This window comes from Actinoplanes sp. NPDC049681 (genome assembly GCF_044465265.1).
Classification (GTDB): Bacteria; Actinomycetota; Actinomycetes; order Mycobacteriales; family Micromonosporaceae; genus Actinoplanes.
The window spans coordinates 579,172-599,409 of the sequence record NZ_JBITLP010000001.1 but is presented as its reverse complement, the minus strand read 5'-3'; the positions used below and the strand labels follow the sequence as shown (position 1 = coordinate 599,409).

Genomic DNA, 20,238 nt, shown 5'->3' with positions numbered 1-20,238 from the left:
TCGTCACGCAGACGGGTGCGCCTGATGTCGCGCACGCCGGTGGTCCGCTTCCGGCCGCTGCTCCGGCCGCTGCGGCCGGCGGGCTGCTCCCCGATGTCGCGGAAGCCGGTGGTCCCCACCCGGGCGTCGGGCAGGCCGGCGGGGCGCTTCCGGCCACCGCTTCCGGGGTGTACCCGGTCGGGGCGCTCCCGGCGTACCCGTCGGAACCGGAGCCGGACCACCATGCCGACCTGGCGCCGATGCCGGAGAAGGCACCCGCCAGGAAGTGGGGCCGGAAGAAGAAGGACGAGCCGGCCAATCTGCCGGCCGTCCGTCCGAAGAAGGACGTCAAGCCGGCTCAGCTGCGTCCGCACAAGCTGAAGTTCAGCGACCGCGACCCGGCCATCGAGCTGGAGATCAGCGAGATCGCCGGGCATCTCACGTTCACCCAGAGCACCGTCACCGCCTGGTATTACCTGCCCGAGGTGCGCTGGGCTTTCCGGCCCGACGCCGAGCGTGAGGCGCTGCTCTCCGCCATCTCCGAGCAGTACGCCGGCCTCGCGGGTTTCCGCCTGCACCTGCGGCGCACCAACCGGCCGTTCCCGGCGGACGAATGGGCCCGCACGGTCGACTCCCTCACCGCGAGGCCGCTGCCCGACGTCTCGGGCGGTACGTCCTGGTCGGACCATCTCGTCGCGGCCCAGCGGCATCTGCTCTCGGTCAACCATGCCGAGGGGCAGACCTACCTGGGCGTGACGTTCGCGCGGCGGTCACTCGGTGACACGTTCTCCGAGCGCATTCTGCGGATCTTCGGCCGGGGCACCTCGGACAGCGAACGGCGCAAGCTGGGGCGGACGGTGGAGCAGTTCGACGAGGTGCTCAACGCGTTCGGGATGCGGGGGCGGCGGGTCACTCCGCAGGAGCTCGAGTGGCTGCTGTTCCGCTCGGTCGCGCTCTGCATGGCCCCGCCCGGCCCGCTGTCGCCGGTCTCCAACGGGCACTGGGAACGCGGCGACCTGCTGGCGTTGACCGAGCAGGTGGAGCGCTACCGGACGCCGTACGGTTCCACCGTCAAGCTGGTCAACCGCATGACCGGCGAGGAGCGGCACGTCGCCGTCCTCTCCGTCGGGCGCATGGAGCCGCTCGAGATTCCCGAGAAGCACGAGCCGTGGATGCACTTCCACGAGCGGCTGCCGTGGCCGATGGAGCTGTCCTCGCGGATCGACATCCTCGGGCCCAACAGCTCGTTCAAGAACCTCGAGCACCGGCTCCGGATGATCCGTTCGCAGCAGCTGGACTACGCCGAGCACGGCATCGACGCCCCGCCCGAACTGGAGCGCCTCGCGAAGCGCGCGCTGGTGATCGGCGACGAGATGACCACCGGCCTGCCCGTCGAGTCGGCCCGTGCGCACGGCTGGCACCGGATCGCCGTCGGTGGGCGTACCCGGGAGGAGTGCCTGGAGCGGGCCCGCCGGCTCATCCAGCTCTACTCCCGCGAGCTGCGCATCTCGCTGCAGCACCCCAAGAACCAGGACCAGCTCGCCCGCGAGTTCATCCCGGGCGAACCGATCGCCAACACCGGCTACGTGCGGCGCATGCCGGTGAAACTGCTGGCAGCTGCCCTGCCGCAGGCCGCGTCGACGGTCGGGGACCGCCGGGGAGACCTCATCGGGCGTACGGCGGGAACGTGCCGCCGGCCGGTCTTCCTCGACCTGCACTTCCCCATGGAGGTCCGCGAGCGCTCGGGTCTCGGCGTGTTCGTGGCGGAACCCGGCGGTGGCAAGTCGACCCTCATGGGTGCGCTGGGCTACCTGAACGCCCGCCGCGGTGTGCAGGTCACGCTGCTGGACCCCTCCGGCCCGCTCGCCCGGCTGTGCCAGATGCCGGAGCTGCGGCCGTACAGCAGGGTCTTGAACCTGACCGGCTCCGAGCAGGGGACGCTGGCGCCGTACGCGCTGATCCCGACCCCGGTCCGCACCGAGTTCGCGACCGGCCCGGCCGGCGACCGCGAGTACGAGATCGCCGTCTCGAACGCCCGCGCCGAACGCCGCATGCTCGTCCAGGACATCTGCTCCATGCTGGTCCCGCCGCAGGTGGCCAAGGAAGCCTCGACGGCGACGCTGCTGCGCCACGCGGTACGCCAGGTCCCGGCCGAGGAGACGTCCACCCTCGACGACGTGGTGGCGACCCTCCAGGGCCTGGACGACGACGAGGGCAAAGAGCTGGCCAACCTCCTGCTGGACACGGCGGAGATGCCCCTCGCCCTGCTCTTCTTCGGCCGCCCGCCGGCCCACCTCCTCGGCGCCGACTCGGCCCTCACGGTCATCACGATGGCGGGCCTGCGCCTGCCCGACCTGAAGATCGAACGCGAGTACTGGTCGGCGGAGGAATCCCTCGCCCTCCCGATGCTGCACACGGCCCACCGCCTGGCGGTCCGCCGCTGCTACGGCGGCTCGATGTCATCGAGGAAGATGGTCGGCCTGGACGAGGCCCACTTCATGGAAGGCTGGCGCTCCGGCCGCTCCTTCCTGGTCCGCCTCGCCCGAGACTCCCGCAAGTGGAACCTCGCGGCGCTCGTCGCCTCGCAGAACCCCCGCGACATCCTCGGCCTGGACGTCCAGAACCTCGTGTCGACGGTCTTCGTGGGCCGCATCGCCGAGGACCAGGAAATCGCCTCGGAGGCGCTGCGCCTGCTCCGGGTGCCGGTACACGACGGCTACGAGGCGACCCTGGCGTCGCTGTCGCAGGCGGACGCGTCGTCCTCGTCCCGGCTCGGCTTCCGCGAGTTCGTGATGCGGGACGTGGACGGACGGGTGCAGAAGGTCCGGGTGGACGTCTCGTACGTCGACGGCCTCCTCGACCACCTGGACACGACCCCGGCCGCGGCGAAGGCCGCACCGACGGCCATCCCGACCCTGTCCGACCTGGAGGTCTGACCATGCTCCGCCGGGTCTGCGCACTGGTCATGACGATGGCGGTGGCCGTCCTGGCGAGCATCGCGTGGGCAGTGGCGGCTCCTTCGCCGGCTGCGGCCGGACCCCTGCGGGCGCCGGGCGGAGCATGCAGCACCGACGAGTGGAAGCAGGACTTCAAAGCTTGCGTCTCCCGCCTGGCGGACGTGACTCAAGACCGCGTCGAATGTCTGAACCCGCCCACTCCCAGCACCCCGGACTCGGGCCTGGCCGGATGGTTCGCCGAACGCCCGGAGTCGTCGAAGCTGAACGGCCCGCAGGGCATCTACAGCCAGTACGGCTACGCCGGATACGCATACACGACGTACGACCTCGAAGGCGGCTGCGCCTCCACACTGACCGCGCCGGATTCCAAGTTCGAGACCACGATCGCCAACGGCGAATTCATGATCGCCACAGCGGTCATCGGCGCTTCCAACGCGCTGCGCGAGCGCGCATGGGACCCGCAGTCGCTGTGGGGTTGGGCGGATCCGCTGGTCGAGCAGGCCACCAAGGCGGTCTACGAGAAGGTCTTCAGCGTCTTCGGCGTCATCACTCTCGCGATCGTGGGTTTGTATCTGATCTGGCGGTCGCAACAGGCGGACATGGGCGCGGCGACCACCACCGCGGGCTGGGCCATCCTCATCATGGTCGCGGTGACGGCCATCGCGGCGTGGCCGGTGCGTTCCGCCAACATCGCCGACCAGAGCCTCATCACGACACTCGGCGTCGTCCACGACGCCGTGGGGCCCCGGGCGCAGAACACCCCTGAGGGGAAGTGCGACGACCCCACCCCCGGCGCTTGCGAGGACAATCGCCCGCCTGCCGTTCGGGCCAGCGACACCGCAACCGACACGATGCTCTATCGCAACTACCTGCGGGGCCTGCTCGGATCGGCCGACAGCGTCACCGCCCAGATGTACGGCCGGGCCCTTTACGACGCTCGGTCCTTCACCTGGGACGAAGCGCAGAAGATGCGGGACAACCCGGAAACGCGCCAGGCGACGATCGACGGCAAGAAGGAGCAGTGGAAGAAGGTCGCCGAGCAGATCCGGAAGGACGACCCCGAGGCGTACGAGTACCTCCAGGGCGTCAACGGCATGGATCGGGTCGGGGCCGGTTTCATCGCGATGCTCGCGGCGTTCATGTTCGCGATGTTCGATCTCACCGCTTCTCTGCTGGTCCTGCTCGGGTTCTTGATCTTCCGATGGGCGGTCATCGCGGCGCCGATTCTGGGAACGGTCGGTCTGTTGAGACCCGCCAGCTCCGGGATTCGGCGGCTGGGGAACGCCGTGGTCGCGGCGGTGTTCAACATCGCGATCTTCGGTACGGGCGCCGCGATCTACCTGTTCGCCGTCGACCTGATCATGAACACCGCGAGCCTGCCCGGATGGCTTCAGGTCGTCCTGGTGTGGCTCTGCGGGGTCGTCGGCTGGCTGCTGCTGCGGCCGTACCGGCGGATCACTCAGCTCGGCGGCAAGGACAGCACCGCGGCGATCACGTCCGCCGGCTCGTGGCATCGGCGGTTCTTCCGGGACATGCGCGAGGCGGCGAAGCTGGACGTCGCCGACGCGGGTGGCACCAACGAGCCGCGGATCGGCAAGGGGCGGACCGTGTACGTCGAGCAGGGCAACCTGCGCCCCGAGGCCCGGCTCGAGGACCCGGCGCACGCCGCGACGGCTCGCGCCGAGTTGAGCTCGGCGCCCGCACAGGCCGGCGGCGGAGCGGCGCCGGCGGTGCGGCCCGACGGCACCGAGTCGATCCGGGACGAGCGTCCGACCACTGACCGGCGGCCCGTACCACTTCCGGCCGGTTCGGCCGTGTCGGCCGCGCGCCAGCGACGGACCTCAACGTGGACCGAGCCGGACGTCGCGGAGTCGCCCTCGTCGTACGCGATCTACCGGCCCGAGACCGGGAGCACCACCCGCGAGCCGGCCTCGCCGCGGACCCGTACCGAGGCCCGGTGATCGACCATGCCGAGGATCCTCGAGCGCGGCCTCACCGGGCTCTTCCGGTCGCGGTGGGGCGTCGCCGTGGTGATCGCGGTGCTGGTGCTGGCGGTGGTCGGCATCGGCCGGCTGTTCTCCGACGGCTCGGGCGGCGATCAGCAACTGCTTGATCCGGTGTCGCCCGCTCCCACCGTGAGCGTGGACCCGAGCCATGACGACGACGGCGTGATCGTGGACGACGAGCCGCCGCCGTCACCCACGGCCAAGCCCGGAACCGCTACGCCTGAGGCTGTCGCGTACGCGTTCGCCTCGGCCTGGGTCGACCACAAGAACGTGTCCGCCAAGGTCTGGCATGACGGGATCCTGCCCAACTCGACGAAGAACCTGTCCGAGGAACTGAACGGCGTCGACCCCGCCGACGTGCCCGCCGACCGGGTCGTCGGGCGGCCCACGATCGTGCCGGTCGGCGACGGGCTGGTCAACGCGGTGGTCACGGTGAACTCCGGCAAGCTCACGTTGCAGATGGTGTCCCCGGACGGCAAGTGGTTGGTCGACGGCGTCGACTGGGAGGCGGCGTGACGGCGCTGCGGCGGCCCCGGCGGGTCGCCCTCCTGGTGGCCCTCGTGGCGACCCTGGCCCTGCTCTGCTGCGGCGGCAGCGTGACCGCCATCCTCTTCAGCAGCTTCAACGACGACAGCGACGACCTCAGCCTGTCCACCTCCGGCTGCGGAACGGGCGGCCCGATCGACCCCAACGGCAAGCTGCCGCGGGTACGGCCGTACGGCCCGGCCCAGATCAGGAACGCGGCGATCATCATCAACGTCGGCGCCGAGCTGAAGATGCCGCCGAGGGCCTGGGTCATCGCGGTCGCGACGGCGATGCAGGAGTCCCGGCTCACCAACCTCGGCAATCTGGGCGCCCGCAACGACCACGATTCGCTCGGCCTGTTCCAGCAGCGGCCGAGCAGCGGCTGGGGCACACCGGCCCAGGTCACCGACCCCAAGTACGCGGCGACGAAGTTCTACGAGAAGCTCAAGACGATCGACGGCTGGGAATCGATGTCGCTGACCCGAGCCGCGCAGCGGGTCCAGATCAGTGCGTACCCCGACGCCTACGCCAAGCACGAACCGATCGCGACGCAGATCGTCAACCTCCTCGCGGACGGGGCCGGCAACGCGATCGGCAACTCGCTGTCGATGGTCTGCGCGTCGGCGGCCGACATCACCGCCTCGGGGTGGACCAACCCCCTGGCCGTCAACGCGCCGCGGGGACAGCAGTGGAACGTCGGCTCGGGCTTCCGCACCGCGAGCCGCCCGACCCACCAGGGCGTCGACCTCATCGTCAACCTGCGCACGCCCGTACGCTCCGTCGCGAGTGGCGTCGTCTCCCGGATCAAGTGCGACGAGACGTTCACCGGCAAGAAGGACTGCGATCGGCCGGGGTACCCCGGCAAGGGCGGCTGCGGCTGGATGCTGGAGATCCGGCACGCCGGCAACATCATGACCCGCTACTGTCACCTCGTGCAGCGGCCCAGTCTCAAGGTCGGTCAGCGGGTCGCCGCCGGCCAGGTCGTCGCTCTCAGCGGTACGAGCGGAAACTCGTCCGGCCCCCACCTGCACTTCGAGGTGCACCTGAACAACGACCGCTCGAGCGCCAGCGCGGTCGACCCGGTGCAGTTCATGGCACAGCGCGGCTCCCCGCTGGGCGGTTCGCAGTGATGGGCGGAGGCATGCCCGACCCGTTCGCGGGTCGCTCCGACTGGGTCCCCGAGCCACCCCGCCCGATCGTCCCCACGCCGGCCGTCATGGGCGGCCACCTCCGCGGAAGACGAGTCCTGATCGGCCTACCCGGCCACGGCTGGCGCGCTGACCTGCGAGCGGACGAGAAGGTGGTCCAGGGCAGCCGCACCTACGTACCGGTCATCCCGGAGGCGGAGTGGTATCGCGCCGAGGCCGAGCAGACAGAGGTCTTCGCGCCGCTGGTGCCGGTCGAGCGCGTATGGGTCGAAGAACTAGGAATGGCAGGCACGGCGACCGGACCGGCAGACGTCATGTCCCGCCTGGTCTCCATGGACGAGCCGCCGCGCCGCAACCCGGTCGCGGCACTCGACGCCGACGCGCTCACCGGCCGCCGCGTCGTCCAGCTCCTCGAGGACGGCGGCGAGCAAAGAGACCTCCGTGCGGTGACCGAACTCCACACCAGCGACGAAGGCGACATCTGCGCTCGCGTGGCCACGGAGCTCGACTGGTACCGCTGGGCCTGGAGCGGCAAAGCACCCAAGACCCTCACGGTTCCGGTGCATTTGCTCTGGGTCGAATAAGGGCGCTAGGAGAGCTTGCTCGCCGAACAAACTCGCCAACCGTCCTCGTTCGTCAGAGCGAAGCGCCAAGTTTCCGACCGGCGGCTGATCGAATTGCCATTCGACGAACCGGAGATCACCAGGTCGGTGGTGACCGACCGGTTTTCCTCCCCTGCACCGGACACCGTGAGCGTGCTCCAGCTCACGTTCACAGTGACATCGAAGCTCTTCTCGCGGCTCACCGTTTCCCCGCGTAGCGCGGACACGGCCGCCAGATCAGCACCGGATTTGCAGGTGAACAGCGACGCTTGCTGATCGTTGCGGTTGACCAAGTACGCGCGAAGAAAGCCGTCCACCACCGCATCCGGGGCCGTGCGCTTGACCTCCGTCGCCTCGTCGTAGAGGGAGATGAAGACGCCGACCCCGCCCACGCACAGCAGCGCCGTGATCCCTGCCACCATTGCCAATATCAGCCGTACCCGGCGATTTCGGAACTTCCCCGGCGCGGCGGGCACGGCCGGGGGTGGGACCGCGGCGGGTGGGTTCGTCGGCTGCACCCCTCTCAGGTTAGTGGGTTCTGCTGTGGACCCGTCGTTACAGTGCGGTAAGGCCGGGCCGTCCCGAGGGGCGGGCCCGCGCATCACCCCGTTCCGGCCCGGCTGGGAAGATTGACCATCGGCTGCGCAAAGCGGATGGCCGGCCGTTCGCAGGGTACGGTTTGAGCGCACACACGGAGGTGAGGCGGTGGATTCGACGGGGCGGACCGCTCAGGCCGCTGCCCTGCACCGCCAGGCGGAGGCCACCGTGGCGGCGGCCGCTGCCGCGTTGGAGGGGCACGCTCCGGCCGCTGCGGATTCGTTGGAGCAGCATCGGCTGGCCGAGCAGTTGCGGGCTGCGGCCGGGGAGTTGGCTCCTGGGTGGCTCGGGTCGCCGTTGGATGCGCTGTCCGTCACCGCACCGCTCGGGGGTGCGTACCCTCCGCAGTTTGTTCGGTTGGGTGTCGCGCAGCCGCTGGATGATGCGCGATTTCCCGCGATTGTTCCGCTGCTGGGAAGCGGGCATCTGACCGTCGATGCCGACGCCCGCGATCCGCGGGTGGCCGGTTTGTTGCGCTGCCTGCTGCTGCGTCTGCTGGCTGCCGCGCCGGCGGGTTCGTTGTTGGTCCGGGCGGTTGACGGTACGGGGGGTGGCACCGTTTTCGCCCCCTTCGCCGCGCTGGCGGATGCCGGCCTCCTGTCGCCGCCCGCCACTGATCGGGCCGGGCTGCGGGATGTGCTTTCCGAGGCGGAGAAGTGGCTGCGGCCGGTGCGGGCGCAAGCGAGCCGCCGGAGTCGCCGGGATCGGATGATGCTGGTGGTCATCGCGAGCCTGCCCGAGCTGACCGAGGGCGGGGATCTGGTGCGGATCGCCGCGCTCGCGCAGCAGGGGCCCGAGTCGGGGCTGCATCTGATCGTGGCGGGGTGGCCGCCGCCGCCGTTGACCGCGGAGACCACCCAGCCGCCGTTGCCGCGGACGACCCAGGTGTCGGTGCGGAATCCGTACGCGGTCGTCGGGAATCCGCCGGGTGCGACGTTCGGGTCCATTCCCGAGGCGGTGTGGTTGAACGCGCCGGTGTTTCTCGACGACGATCCGCCGCCGCACCTCGTCGATGCGGTGTGCCGGGAGCTGGCGGCGCATTCGGCGGCCGCCTCGCAGCTGACCCTGGCCGATCTGCTGCCGGAGCCGTCGGCCCAGCAGGCGGGGGATGCGGCCGACGGGCTCGGCACCACGGTGGGGCATGACGGCGACACCCCGGTGGTGTTGCAGTTCAACGACCTGACTCCACACTGGATGGTGGGCGGGCGGTCCGGCGCCGGCAAGACGGCGTTCCTCATCAATGTTCTGTACGGTCTGGGCGCCCGTTACAGTCCCGACGAGCTGAGCCTCTACCTCCTGGATTTCAAGGAAGGTGTCTCGTTCGCCGAGTTCGTGCCGACCGCCCGGGACCGCACGTGGCTGCCGCACGCGCGGGCTGTCGGCGTCGAGTCGGACCGGGAGTACGGGCTGGCTGTGCTGCGGGAGCTCGACGCGGAGATGACCCGCCGGTCGGTGGCGTACAAGCGGGCCGGCGTGACCCGGTTCGCGGATCTGCGGGCGGTGGCGGCCGAGGAGGGCCGCGGCAAGCCGATGCCGCGCGTGCTGTGTGTCATCGACGAGTTCCAGGTGCTGCTGGCCGGCAACGATCCGACGGCCGGCGAGGCCGTGCAGCTGCTGGAGTCCCTGGCACGCAAGGGTCGCTCGTACGGAATCCATCTGGTCCTGGCCAGCCAGACCGTCCTGGGCGTCGAGGCGCTGTACGCGAAGCGTGATTCGATCTTCGGCCAGTTCCCGGTCCGGATCGCGTTGCCGGGCGGTGGGGACGTGCTGGAGCCGACGAACGACTCAGCCGCCGGGCTGCCCCTCGGCACCGCCGTCGTCAACACGGCCGGCGGCCTGGGCGGCCCGCGGGGCGCGACGCGGGGGCACGAGCGCATCGTGCGGTTCCCCGACCCGCACGCCGACCGCGGCGTGCTCAGCGACCTGCGGCACAAGCTGTGGGGTGCCCGGGACCCGGAGGCGCTGCCGCCACGGATCTTCGCCGGGTACGCCCGCCAGCACCTCGCCGACGACCCCACCTATCGGGCGGCGCTGGCCGGGCGCGCGGGACGCCCGTCCGCGCTGGTCGGGCGGGTGATCGACGTGAACCTGTCGACCGCCGCGTTCCCGCTGGACTCCTCTCCCGGGCGGCATCTGGCGATCTTCGGCTCGCAGGCGAACGGCGCCGAGGTGCTGGAGGCGGCGGCCCGCAGCGTCGCCGCGTTCCACGCCCCGCGGACGGCCCGCTTCGTCATCTGCTCGCTGGTCGCCGAGGGGGACGAGGCGGCGAAGGATCTCGCCGCGGAGATCGCCCACCGGCAGGAGGTGGTCGTGGTCGACGCCGCCGGCCTGGCCGCGGAGCTCGACCTGCAGCGGCCCGGCTACCGGGTCGTGTTCGGCATGGACGCGGCGAGCCCCGGCACGCTGCCGACGCTGCGCCAGGTGCTGCGGGAGGGGCCCGGCCACGGCGTGCACCTGTTGTCGTGGTGGCGGGGCCTGCGCCGGTTCGGTGAGGAGACCGGCGGCAGCACGGGCCGGGAGGACGTGGCCGGACTGGTCTTCCTCAACATCCCGCAGCAGGAGGTCTGTCTGATGCTGGGGAAGAACCTGGACTGGCAGCCTCGCGAGAACCGCGCGCTGCTGCACGACCGGCACGCCGACCGTACGGTGACGATCGTGCCCTTCGCGCGGCCCGAGGCCGACCAGTGAGCGACGAACGCGGGCCCTGGGACGACTACCTGGCCGCCGCCCAGCAACTCGACGCCGTCCGTCGCGCCGCGAGCGCGGCGGCGGGCGAGCAGGCGGTGACGCTGCAGGCGGCCCAGCAGGAGCTTGCATCGGTACGGGCAAGACTGGCGCCGCAGCGCTCCCGGCTCGTGTCCGACCTCGGCGTGCCGGAGGCGCAGCTGATTCCGCAGCCAGCCGAGCAGGCGCTCGCCACGCAGGCGGTGGCCGGTGGCCCGGCGGCGGTGCTCGCGGCACTGCGGCAGGCGAGGGCGACAGCGGACGCCGCCGACGCGGGCATGCTGGGTCCCGGCACGGCACCGCTGCGCCCGTGGGCCCGCAACCTGCTGGTGTACGGCCCGTTCGCCGCGGCCGTGCTCATCGTCCAGATAGTGCTCTATCTGGTGGCGCCCTCCGGCTCGCTGCCGACGTACGCGCTGCTCTGCGGCCTGAGCCTGCCCCTGCTGGCGTACGGGCTGGGCTGGCTGACCATCGGCTTCGTCTACGGCGGCGGCCCCGAGAAGGTCGACCGTACGCCGATCGTCGGCGCCGTCGCGTGCCTGACGCCGGTGCTGCTCACCTGCATGGGCGTCGGCCTCCTGGCGTTCATCCGGTAACGGGGGCACAGTTTCATCCGGCAAGGGGGTACAGGCATGGCCAGCGTCGAGGAAGTCAAGGCGAACGTGGCGGCGTCGGTGGACGGCACCCAGCGCGCGGTGACGGGCATCCAGCAGGTGAACGACCAGCTCGACGACGCGCTGGCCCGGCTGCGGATCACCGCGATCGGCTCGCTGCACCCGTCGATCGCGGCGGCGATCGCCCAGCTCGAGCAGGCGCGGACCCGCCTGGACGAGGCGGCCACCCTGGCGCGCGCCGCCATGGACAGCGCGGACACCTACCGCATGATCGTCTGATGGCGCGGTTTCGCCTGCGGACCCGCCTGCGCCGCCTGCTGCCGTGGTTCCTGGTGAACCGTGGCGTGCTGGGCAAAGGCACGGCGGACTGCGGCGACCACGAGTGGTACGACGCGGACGGTGTCGTCGAGCACTGCTACCACTGCACGGTGGGGCAGCGGCCCCGTCGGGCGGCCGGCTGAGCGGGCCGGCTCAGTCGGGCTCAGTCGGGCAGGGCGGCGGTCAGGTCGACCTCGACGAGCTGGCCGCGGTAGCCGAGTGACGCCACGCCCAGCAACGTGCTCGCGGTGGTGAACGCCGGTGCCAGCTCTGAGGCGTTCAGCCGCTGCCAGACCTCTGCCAGGACCTCGCTGTCGGGGCTGACGACGTACACGACCGAGCGGACCACGTCCGACGGCCGGGCGCCCGCGGCCTCGAGGACCGCGAGGCAGTTGATGACGACCTGGTCGGTCTGGGCGGCGTAGTCGCCGGGCGGGCCGACCACGGTGCCGTCGAGGTCGAGGGGGCACTGGCCGGCGAGGTGGGCGAGGCGTCCCGCGGCGGAGATGGTGACGTGGCTGTAGCCGGCCGGCGCGTGAACGGTCGGCGGGTTGAACCGCTCAGCGGGCATTGATCAAGGCCATGGCCTCGGCGCGGACCTTGCCGTCGCGCTGGAAGGCGCCGCGGACCGCCGAGGTGACCGTGCGGGCGCCCACCTTGCGGATGCCGCGCATCTCCATGCACAGGTGCTCGCACTCCAGCACGACGATGACGCCGCGGGGCTCGAGCCGGTCCATCAGCAGGTCGGCGATCTGGGAGGTGAGGCGTTCCTGCACCTGGGGGCGGCGGGCGTACACCTCGACCAGCCGCGCGAGCTTCGACAGGCCGGTGATGCGGCCGTCGTGGCCCGGGATGTAGCCGATGTGGGCGACGCCCTTGAACGGCAGTAGGTGGTGCTCGCAGAGGCTCATCACCTCGATGTCGCGCACGAGGACGAGCTCCTCGTGGTTGGCCTCGAACGTCGTGGTGAGCACCTTGGCGGGGTCGACGCGCAGGCCGGCGAAGAGCTCCGCATACGCCCGGGCCACCCGGGCCGGGGTGCGCTCGAGACCGTCACGGTCCGGGTCCTCACCGAGGGCGAGGAGAATCTCCCGGACCGCTTTCTCGATGCGGGCGAGGTCGACGGCCTGCTCGACCGGCGCACCGGTGAGCTTGCCGTCGACCAGGCGCGCGGCGAGGTAGTCGAGCTCGTCGGAGTCGTCCGGCTCCGTCGAGCTGGTGTCGATGGCGCTCAGTGCGGGCCCTCCGAGGTGCTCCCGTTCGGGTTGAGGTCCGAGGAGGTGGCGTTGCCACCGCCGACGGCCACCTGGCCGTCGGCCTCGGCCTGGGCCTTCAACTTGTCGCGCTCGGCGGGGGTCAGGACCGGCGGGGCCTCCGAGGGCAGCCGCTTGCCGAAGCCGTTGAACGGCGACATCGGTGCCCGCTTCTGCACCCGGGCGCAGATGCGGTCCATGTCCTGCTGGGTGATGGTCTCCTTCTCCATCAGCTCCAGCACCATGGCGTCGAGGACGTCGCGGTACTCGACCAGGATCTCCCAGGCCTCGTCGTGCGCCAGCTCGATGAGCGCGCGCACCTCCGCGTCGATCTCGGCGGCGACCGCGTCGGAGTAGTCCCGCTCGTGGCCCATGTTCCGGCCGAGGAACGGCTCGTCGTTGTTCGAGCCGTACTTGACCGCACCCAGCTTCGAGCTCATGCCGTACTGGGTGACCATGGCGCGGGCCAGGCCGGACGCCTTCTCGATGTCGTTGCCGGCGCCGGTGGTGGGCTCGTGGAAGACGAGCTCCTCCGCGGCCCGGCCACCCAGCGCGTACGCCAGGGTGTCGATCATCTCGGCGCGGGTCTGGGTGTACTTGTCCTCGGTCGGCAGCACCAGCGTGTGGCCCAGCGACCGGCCACGCGGCAGGATCGTCACCTTGTGCACCGGCGCCGAGTGCGGCAGCGCGTACGCGACCAGCGCGTGCCCACCCTCGTGGTACGCGGTGATCTTCTTCTCGCTGTCGCTCATCGCCCGGGTACGCCGCTCGGGACCGGCGATGACCCGGTCGATCGACTCCTCGAGGAAGAAGTTGGAGATCGCCCGCTTGTCGTTACGGGCGGTCAGCAGCGCCGCCTCGTTGATGACGTTCGCCAGGTCGGCACCCGAGAAGCCGGGGGTACGCCGGGCGACCGAGTCGAGATCGACGTCGGGCGTGAACGGCTTGCCCTTGGCGTGCACCCGCAGGATCGCCTTGCGGCCCTCCATGTCGGGGTTGTCGACGGGGATCTGCCGGTCGAAGCGGCCCGGGCGCAGCAGGGCCGGGTCGAGGATGTCCGGCCGGTTGGTGGCGGCGATCAGGATCACGCCGCCCTTGGTGTCGAAGCCGTCCATCTCGACGAGGAGCTGGTTGAGCGTCTGCTCGCGCTCGTCGTGACCGCCGCCCATGCCGGCGCCGCGGTGGCGGCCGACGGCGTCGATCTCGTCGACGAAGACGATGGCCGGCGCGTTGGCCTTGGCCTGCTCGAACAGGTCGCGGACGCGGCTCGCGCCGACACCCACGAACATCTCGACGAAGTCGGAACCGGAGATCGAGTAGAACGGCACCCCGGCCTCGCCGGCGACGGCGCGCGCCAGCAGGGTCTTACCCGTGCCGGGCTGGCCGAACAGCAGCACGCCCTTGGGGATCTTGGCACCGAGCGCCTGGTACTTCGCCGGGTTCTGCAGGAAGTCCTTGATCTCCTGAAGCTCCTCGACCGCCTCGTCGGCGCCCGCCACGTCGGCGAACGTCGTCTTGGGCATGTCCTTGGTCAGCATCTTGGCCTTGGACTTGCCGAAGTTGAGGACCCGGGAGCCGCCGCCCTGCATCTGCGACATGAACAGCAGCAGGAGGATCACGAGGATCGCGATGGGCAGCAGGTTGACCAGCAGGCTCAGCAGGATGCTGTCGCCGGAGACCGTGGCGTTGATGGTGCCGGTGATCCGGCCCGCCGTCTTCGCCTCCTGGACCTCGTTCCAGACCTCGTCCGTCAGCTCGTACGGATACTGGGTCTCGATCTTGTCCGTGGTCTTGCCGTCGAACCGCTCCGGGGCCGCCAGTTCGAGCTGGAGCGTCTGCTCCTTGTCCTGCTGGATGACCTTCTTGATCCCGGGCTGGTTGAGTCGCTCGAGAACGACCGAAGTATCAACTCGCTGGTAGCTCGGACCACTGGTGAAGAATGAGCTCAGCGCAATCGCACCGATGATCACCAGAATGATCCAGACCACCGGGCGGCGGAAGAAACGCGTACGTTCCATACTGTTGTCGGGCGCCGATGCGCCCGGACCCTCCTGATCGGCGTCCTGGTCACCTGGGTTGACGGGTCTCCGTCACCGGCCGCGAGGACGCGCCCGAGCCACGGAAACACTGCCGGGACTCCAATAGCCTCCTGGCTCCGGGGCAAACCCGAACGCCCGTCCGCTACCGACCCGACCCCTCCGGCGCTCGTGACACTGCGCCATCGGTCACTCGACCGTACACCGTGGCTGCCTCGTACGACTGCGTCAGCCCGGCACGCCGACGGGCCACCGCTGCCCATGGTGCACGCTCTCGGGGGCCATAAATCGCTACAAAGATGGACAATACCCCTCGCGATAGGACCGGTCACCCGATTCCTGAGAGTCGGCTGGGAGACGGTTCAGCTACGGGCGTAGACCTCCGGCTTCAGCACCCCGACGTACGGCACCTCGCGGTAACGCTCCGCGAAGTCCAGGCCGTAACCGACCACGAACTCGTTCGGGATGTCGAAACCGACGTACTTTGTCGGCACCGGCACCTTGATCGCGTCCGGCTTGCGGAACAGGGCGACCACCTCGACGCTCTCCGGCGAGCGGGACTGCAGGTACTTCATCAGCCACGAGAGGGTGAGGCCGGAGTCGACGATGTCCTCGACGATGATCACGTGCCGGCCGGTGATGTCCCGGTCCAGGTCCTTGAGGATGCGCACCACCCCGGAGGACGTGGTGCCGGAGCCGTACGACGAGACGGCCATGAACTCCATCTCGGACGAGGGACCCTGCCGCCCCAGCGCGCGTGCGAAGTCCGCCATGAACATGACCGCGCCCTTGAGCACGCAGACCAGCAGCAGGCCCTCCTCGGCGTCCGCATAGTCGGCCGCGACCTGCTTCGCGAGTTCTTCGGTCTTCTCGCGGATCTGCTCCTCGGAGATGATCACGCGGTCGATGTCGGCGTCGTACCAGGAGCCGTCTGCCATGCGCCTAGCCTGCCGTATGCGGCCGGTCGCCCGCTGGCGGGGGCGGTGGTCCGGACCCCGGCAAGCGCCGGTTATGGGGCGAATGCGGCCCACCGGTCCGGACCTGCGCCACGGTAAGTGACAACACTCACAGGTCAACGCGGAGCAGGTCACCCTTGCGGCGGGCCACGAGGATGCCGGAGGGCAACGCGGCCGGCCCCTGCCCGTGCCAGCGGCTGACCAGTGCATCGAGGGCGGCCACGTGCCGGTGGGAGAGCGCGGCGCCCGGCGCTCCCAGCTCCGCGGCCCAGGCGTGCAAGACGCGGCCGCGGATCGCCTCCGGAAGGGTTGCCAGGGCGGAAACCGAGAGGCCGTCGTCGGACCGGACCGCCGCGAGCTCGTCACGAGCGACCGAGTCGAGGTAGGCGACGTCCGCGGCGACCAGCGAGGCGGTCCGCGCGAGATTGGCCACCACGGCCGGTCCGAGCGCCGCTGCCAGCGCCGGTAGGGCGTCGGCGCGCACTCTCGCCCGGGCGTACGCGGGGTCGGTGTTGTGCGGGTCCTCCCAGGCGACCAGGCCGAGCGCGGCGCAGGCCTTGCGGGTGTCGGCCCGGGACACGTCCAGCAGCGGACGGACGAAGATCCCCCGGCGCCGGGGCATCCCGGCCAGACCTCGGGGCCCCGAGCCGCGCGCGAGCGCGAGCAGCACGGTCTCGGCCTGGTCGTCGCGGGTGTGCCCGAGCAGCACCGTGCCGCATCCCATTTGCGCGGCGTACGAGGAAATCGCCTCGTAGCGCGCCTCGCGAGCAGCCGCCTCGGGACCACCGGCCCGGCCGCCCACGTCGACCGTGAGCACCTCGACCGGGTCGAAGCCGGCCGAGCGGCCCCATTCGGCGACGGCGGCGGCCCGCGCGGCCGAACCCTCCTGGAGCTGGTGGTCGACGGTGATCAGACCAGCGGCCACCCCGCGGCGCGGCGCCACGAAGGCGGTCGCGGCGGCGAGGGCCAGCGAGTCGGCGCCGCCGGAGCAGGCGACGAGGACGGGTCCGGCGGTCAGCTCCGGGCGTACCGCCGCGCGGACGGTCGCCACCGGCGGCGGGATGCGGGCCACGGGACCACGTTACGAGGCGAGACCGACCGGGCCGTGCACCCGCGCCACCCACGCGTCCGGGTCGCCCAGCTCCTCGAGCCGGGGCAGGGTCAGCGGCGAGCTGAAGATCTTGTTGAAGCCGGCCATGCCGACCCGCTCGACGACGCCGTGCACGAACTTGCGGCCCTCCGCGTACTGGCGCATCTTGACCTCGATGCCGAGCAGCCGGCGGATGGCCTTCTCCAGCGGGTTTCCGCTCTCGCGGCGCTGGTTGAACTTGGCCCGGATCGAATCGACGGTCGGGATGACCTCGGGGCCGACGCCGTCCATCACGAACTCGGCGTGGCCCTCCAGCAGCGTCATCAGCGCCGTCAGCCGGTCGAGGACCGCCTTCTGCGCCGGGGTCTGCACGATGTCGAGCACCGACGACCGGCTGTCCGGGTCGCGCAGCGCGTCGGAGAGGGTCGCCACCCCGCGGCGCAGCCGCTCGAGGATGTGCTCGCCGCTCTGCGAGGCGTCCACGAAGGCCTGGACCTCGCCCAGGAAGTAGCCGCGCATCCAGGGCACCGCCTGGAACTGGGTCAGGTGGGTGACCTCGTGCAGGCACACCCAGAGCCGGAAGTCACGCGGGTCCGCGCCGAGCTTGCGCTCCACCTCGACGATGTTCGGCGCGTTCAGCAGCAGCTGGCCCGGCTCGGCGGAGAACACCTCGTACTGCCCGAGCACGCGGCCGGAGAGGTACGCCAGCACCGTCCCGGCCTGCACGCCGGTGACCCGGGACCCGATCGCGTCGGTCAGCGCGCCCGGCTGCCGGTCCCCGGAGAGGCGGCTGACCAGCGGGATGATGACCTCCTTGAGCCCGGCGATGTTCACCGCGGCCCAGTCCTTGCGGTCGACCACCCGCACCGGCGGCCCCTCCACCTGCGCGGTGAGCCCCGTGTACGCGGCGACGTGGCTCCGCGCCTCGTCGGTGAGCTCGCGCAGCTGGTTGACCACCTGCATGGCTTCCTCGTAGGACACCGCGGGGCCGGATTTCGACAGCGCGCCCGCGGTGGCGGCGGCCAGATCCCAGTCAACGAACTGCGCCATGCGATCCACCGTACCCGCGGCGGACCAGCCCACTCCCCCTGAGAAATCCCCTAGTGGCAGCCGCAGGCGACCAGCTTGGCGGCGATCTTGTCGAGGGCCTGCCGGGCCGCGCCGGAATCGCCGGTCGCGTCCGCCATGATCGCGAAGACCAGCAGCCGGCCGTCCTTGGTGATGAGCTCGCCCGAGATCGTGTTGACCCCGGTCAGCGAGCCGGTCTTGGCGCGGACCAGACCCTGGCCGATCTCGTTGGGCGCGGGCGTGGCGAACCGGGTGCGCAGGGTGCCCGACCAGCCGGCGACGGGCAGGCCGCCGAACATGCTGCTGAGCTCCGGGTGCTTGCCGCTCGCCGCCAGCGTGAGCAGGTCGGTGAGCAGCCTCGGGCTGATCTTGTTGCGCCGGGAGAGGCCGCTGGCGTCGGACAGCGCCGCGCCGTCTGCGGGCAGGCCCAGCTCGCCCAGCTTCGCGGTCATCGCCTGCGTCGCGCCCTCGAACGAGGCCGGAAGACCGGCAGCGAGGGCGACCTGGCGGGCCAGCGCCTCGGCGATGACGTTGTCGCTCTGCTGCAACATCCAGTCGATCACCTGCACCAGCGGCGGGGACTGCACCTCGCCCAGCGGCGTACCGGGTGCGGGACCGCCTTCGGCGGGTGCGGACGCCGGGGCCGCGGCCGGGGCCTTGCCGTCGCGGACCGAGCCGGTCGGCAGGCCGAGCTGCTTGGCGAACGCGCGACCGGCCGCCAGCGCGGGATCGGAGAACCTCGGGTCGCCGCCGACCTCGTGGTGCACCGGCTGGATCCGGCCGGCGTTGGTCATCAGCGCCTGGATCCGGGCCGCCTGGCCGCCGCCGATGACGTCGCCGTCCCAGCCCGGACCGGTCTCGCTGCCGGTGAAGAGCGAGGTGTCGACCAGCACCCGGGTGGGCTCCTGGTCGCCGAGCGCCTTCTTGACCTGCGCGGCCAGCTTGTCGAGGCGAGCCGCGCCGGGGAACTGGTCGTCCTCGTCCACCCCGAGGGTCGGGTCACCGCCGCCGACCAGGACCACCTCGCCCGGTTCGGCGCCCGCCACGGCCCGCGTGCTCAGCCGGTAGGCCGGTCCGCGCGCCGCCAGCACGGTCGCCGCGGTCAGCAGCTTGGTCGTCGATGCCGGCGTGGTCCTGGTATCGGCGTTCTTCTCGTACAGGGGGTCGCCGGTGGCGGCGTCCACGACCGAGACGTTCACCCGGGAGCCGAGCGCCGGCGCACTGACCAACGGCGCGATGGCGGCCTCGACCCCCTCGGCCGTCGGTGCGGTGCCGCCGGTCCCGGCCGCGACGAGCACCGGCGTCGGGGTCGGCTCCGGCTTGGAGGTGGCGGAGGGTGCACCGGCCGCGTCCGTGTCCGGGCCGGACCGGACCTTCAGGGCCAGGCCAGCCATGACGAGAAGAAGGACTAGCCCCACCAAAAAGCCCAAAACGGTACGTCGGGAACGATCCGTCGCCCATCGAGGGACGGCCGGAGGGTGGGCAGGGCCGTCGATCGGCTGAGGTTTTTGAGCCGTCTGTGGAGATTGATCGCCCTGAGGCGGAACTACCGCTCGTCCGTAGGTGTTACCCCGCGGCCTGGGGGAAATCGGTGCAATAGGGGGCACCGCCGCGCGCCCTACCGGAGAAACGTTCCTTTGCGGCTCAGCCACGCCGCCGTATTCGGGAGTGTTCTGTGAATCTTGCCTCCCCACGCGCCCCTCCCCCGTACGAAGCCTCAGACTTAGGGGAGACTACAAACATCCGGCACACCGGTGCGCACGGATCCTGCGGGGCTGACCGCCGCCCTGCTCCGTCGCCGGCCGCCAGCCGGGTCCGTTGCGGGGCGAACAAGGGAGCTGATGATGGATTTCGACGTACTGGTTGAGATCCCCAAGGGCCAGCGGAACAAGTACGAGGTCGACCACAAGACCGGGCGGATCCGTCTCGACCGGACCCTCTTCACCGCGACGCAGTACCCGGCCGACTACGGGTACATCGAGGGCACCCTCGGGCAGGACGGCGATCCGCTCGACGCTCTGGTGCTGATCCAGGAGCCGACGTTCCCCGGTTGCCTCGTGCGCGCCCGGGCCATCGGCATGTACCGGATGACCGACGAGAAGGGCCGCGACGACAAGGTCCTGTGCGTGCCCTACGAGGACCCGCGCCAGGAGCACCTGCGCGACATCCACCACCTGGGCGAGTTCGACCGGATGGAGATCCAGCACTTCTTCACGGTCTACAAGGACCTCGAGCCCGGCAAGTCCGTCGAGGGCGCGACCTGGGTGGGCCGAGTGGAGGCCGAGGAGGAGATCCGCGCCTCCTTCAAGCGCGCCGAGGCCGCTGAGCACCACGACGACGAGACTCACTGACTCCGCGATCTTGA

18 protein-coding genes are annotated in these 20,238 nt (G+C 70.9%); 10 read left to right on the top strand and 8 right to left on the bottom strand.

Annotated elements, in window-relative coordinates:
- The 5 genes from ACIBO8_RS02675 to ACIBO8_RS02655 all read left to right on the top strand — a co-directional run.
- Nucleotides 1–2,915: ATP-binding protein (locus ACIBO8_RS02675; RefSeq protein WP_396113334.1), on the top strand; the 2,915-nt coding region annotated here is incomplete at its 5' end.
- A 2-nt stretch (nt 2,916–2,917) separates the two neighbouring features.
- Nucleotides 2,918–4,897 carry an MFS transporter gene (locus ACIBO8_RS02670; protein WP_396113333.1) on the top strand — a complete coding sequence of 660 codons (1,980 nt, stop codon included), beginning with the start codon at nt 2,918–2,920 and terminating at the stop codon, nt 4,895–4,897.
- Nucleotides 4,898–4,903: 6 nt separating this feature from the next.
- Nucleotides 4,904–5,458: a hypothetical protein gene (locus tag ACIBO8_RS02665; RefSeq protein ID WP_396113332.1), complete on the top strand. Its 555-nt coding sequence runs from the start codon at nt 4,904–4,906 to the stop codon at nt 5,456–5,458.
- On the top strand, nt 5,455–6,597 hold the full coding sequence (locus tag ACIBO8_RS02660; RefSeq protein ID WP_396113331.1) for a M23 family metallopeptidase: 1,143 nt from the start codon (nt 5,455–5,457) through the stop codon (nt 6,595–6,597). Before ACIBO8_RS02665 ends, ACIBO8_RS02660 begins: the two co-directional genes overlap by 4 nt.
- Complete coding sequence (locus ACIBO8_RS02655; RefSeq protein WP_396113330.1) at nt 6,597–7,199, top strand: hypothetical protein; 603 nt, start codon at nt 6,597–6,599, stop codon at nt 7,197–7,199. Before ACIBO8_RS02660 ends, ACIBO8_RS02655 begins: the two co-directional genes overlap by 1 nt.
- Nucleotides 7,200–7,204: 5 nt before the next feature.
- Here ACIBO8_RS02655 and ACIBO8_RS02650 read toward each other — a convergent pair whose 3' ends face one another.
- Complete coding sequence (locus ACIBO8_RS02650) at nt 7,205–7,735, bottom strand: hypothetical protein (protein ID WP_396113329.1); 531 nt, start codon at nt 7,733–7,735, stop codon at nt 7,205–7,207.
- 187 nt (nt 7,736–7,922) lie between these two features.
- On the opposite strand from ACIBO8_RS02650, the gene ACIBO8_RS02645 reads away from it, so the two are divergent.
- Genes ACIBO8_RS02645 through ACIBO8_RS02630 form a run of 4 tightly spaced genes read left to right on the top strand, consistent with a single transcriptional unit; the run spans nt 7,923 to nt 11,613 of the window.
- Complete coding sequence (locus ACIBO8_RS02645; RefSeq protein ID WP_396113328.1) at nt 7,923–10,502, top strand: FtsK/SpoIIIE domain-containing protein; 2,580 nt, start codon at nt 7,923–7,925, stop codon at nt 10,500–10,502.
- On the top strand, nt 10,499–11,134 hold the full coding sequence (locus ACIBO8_RS02640; RefSeq protein ID WP_396113327.1) for a hypothetical protein: 636 nt from the start codon (nt 10,499–10,501) through the stop codon (nt 11,132–11,134). The genes ACIBO8_RS02645 and ACIBO8_RS02640 overlap by 4 nt, the downstream gene beginning before the upstream one ends.
- Before the next feature lie 36 nt (nt 11,135–11,170).
- Entirely contained in the window at nt 11,171–11,431 is a 261-nt protein-coding gene (locus ACIBO8_RS02635) for a hypothetical protein (protein ID WP_396113326.1), read from the top strand.
- Nucleotides 11,431–11,613: a hypothetical protein gene (locus ACIBO8_RS02630; RefSeq protein ID WP_396113325.1), complete on the top strand. Its 183-nt coding sequence runs from the start codon at nt 11,431–11,433 to the stop codon at nt 11,611–11,613. Before ACIBO8_RS02635 ends, ACIBO8_RS02630 begins: the two co-directional genes overlap by 1 nt.
- 20 nt (nt 11,614–11,633) lie before the next feature.
- On the opposite strand, the gene ACIBO8_RS02625 is transcribed toward ACIBO8_RS02630, so the two are convergent.
- The 7 genes from ACIBO8_RS02625 to dacB form a co-directional block, all read right to left on the bottom strand.
- Nucleotides 11,634–12,041 (bottom strand): RidA family protein, encoded by a 408-nt coding sequence (locus ACIBO8_RS02625; protein ID WP_396113324.1) that lies wholly within the window; start codon nt 12,039–12,041, stop codon nt 11,634–11,636.
- Entirely contained in the window at nt 12,031–12,696 is a 666-nt protein-coding gene (gene folE / locus ACIBO8_RS02620; protein ID WP_396113867.1) for a GTP cyclohydrolase I FolE, read from the bottom strand. Before folE ends, ACIBO8_RS02625 begins: the two co-directional genes overlap by 11 nt.
- Before the next feature lie 5 nt (nt 12,697–12,701).
- Nucleotides 12,702–14,741: an ATP-dependent zinc metalloprotease FtsH gene (gene ftsH, locus ACIBO8_RS02615; RefSeq protein ID WP_396113323.1), complete on the bottom strand. Its 2,040-nt coding sequence runs from the start codon at nt 14,739–14,741 to the stop codon at nt 12,702–12,704.
- A gap of 380 nt (nt 14,742–15,121) precedes the next feature.
- Nucleotides 15,122–15,697, bottom strand: coding sequence for a hypoxanthine phosphoribosyltransferase (gene hpt / locus ACIBO8_RS02610; protein ID WP_396113322.1), 576 nt, complete (start codon nt 15,695–15,697; stop codon nt 15,122–15,124).
- A 127-nt stretch (nt 15,698–15,824) separates the two neighbouring features.
- Entirely contained in the window at nt 15,825–16,787 is a 963-nt protein-coding gene (tilS, locus tag ACIBO8_RS02605) for a tRNA lysidine(34) synthetase TilS (protein WP_396113321.1), read from the bottom strand.
- A gap of 9 nt (nt 16,788–16,796) precedes the next feature.
- A complete protein-coding gene (locus ACIBO8_RS02600) occupies nt 16,797–17,855 on the bottom strand; it encodes a zinc-dependent metalloprotease (protein WP_396113320.1) in 1,059 nt (352 codons plus the stop codon).
- A 50-nt stretch (nt 17,856–17,905) separates the two neighbouring features.
- Nucleotides 17,906–19,267, bottom strand: coding sequence for a D-alanyl-D-alanine carboxypeptidase/D-alanyl-D-alanine-endopeptidase (gene dacB, locus ACIBO8_RS02595; protein WP_396113319.1), 1,362 nt, complete (start codon nt 19,265–19,267; stop codon nt 17,906–17,908).
- A 450-nt stretch (nt 19,268–19,717) separates the two neighbouring features.
- Between dacB and ACIBO8_RS02590 the strand changes: the two genes are divergently transcribed.
- Nucleotides 19,718–20,224, top strand: coding sequence for an inorganic diphosphatase (locus ACIBO8_RS02590; RefSeq protein WP_396113318.1), 507 nt, complete (start codon nt 19,718–19,720; stop codon nt 20,222–20,224).
- The last annotated feature ends 14 nt before the right edge of the window (nt 20,225–20,238 follow it).

What these genes read in the sequence shown, in the direction of transcription:
- ACIBO8_RS02635 (WP_396113326.1), top strand. Translation starts at nt 11,171, where the DNA reads ATGGCCAGCGTCGAGGAAGTCAAGGCGAACGTGGCGGCGTCGGTGGAC.
- hpt (WP_396113322.1), bottom strand. Translation starts at nt 15,697, where the DNA reads ATGGCAGACGGCTCCTGGTACGACGCCGACATCGACCGCGTGATCATC.
- ACIBO8_RS02630 (WP_396113325.1), top strand. Translation starts at nt 11,431, where the DNA reads ATGGCGCGGTTTCGCCTGCGGACCCGCCTGCGCCGCCTGCTGCCGTGG.
- ACIBO8_RS02665 (WP_396113332.1), top strand. Translation starts at nt 4,904, where the DNA reads ATGCCGAGGATCCTCGAGCGCGGCCTCACCGGGCTCTTCCGGTCGCGG.
- ACIBO8_RS02670 (WP_396113333.1), top strand. Translation starts at nt 2,918, where the DNA reads ATGCTCCGCCGGGTCTGCGCACTGGTCATGACGATGGCGGTGGCCGTC.
- ftsH (WP_396113323.1), bottom strand. Translation starts at nt 14,741, where the DNA reads ATGGAACGTACGCGTTTCTTCCGCCGCCCGGTGGTCTGGATCATTCTG.
- ACIBO8_RS02600 (WP_396113320.1), bottom strand. Translation starts at nt 17,855, where the DNA reads ATGGCGCAGTTCGTTGACTGGGATCTGGCCGCCGCCACCGCGGGCGCG.
- ACIBO8_RS02625 (WP_396113324.1), bottom strand. Translation starts at nt 12,041, where the DNA reads ATGCCCGCTGAGCGGTTCAACCCGCCGACCGTTCACGCGCCGGCCGGC.
- dacB (WP_396113319.1), bottom strand. Translation starts at nt 19,267, where the DNA reads ATGGCTGGCCTGGCCCTGAAGGTCCGGTCCGGCCCGGACACGGACGCG.
- ACIBO8_RS02655 (WP_396113330.1), top strand. Translation starts at nt 6,597, where the DNA reads ATGGGCGGAGGCATGCCCGACCCGTTCGCGGGTCGCTCCGACTGGGTC.
- ACIBO8_RS02590 (WP_396113318.1), top strand. Translation starts at nt 19,718, where the DNA reads ATGGATTTCGACGTACTGGTTGAGATCCCCAAGGGCCAGCGGAACAAG.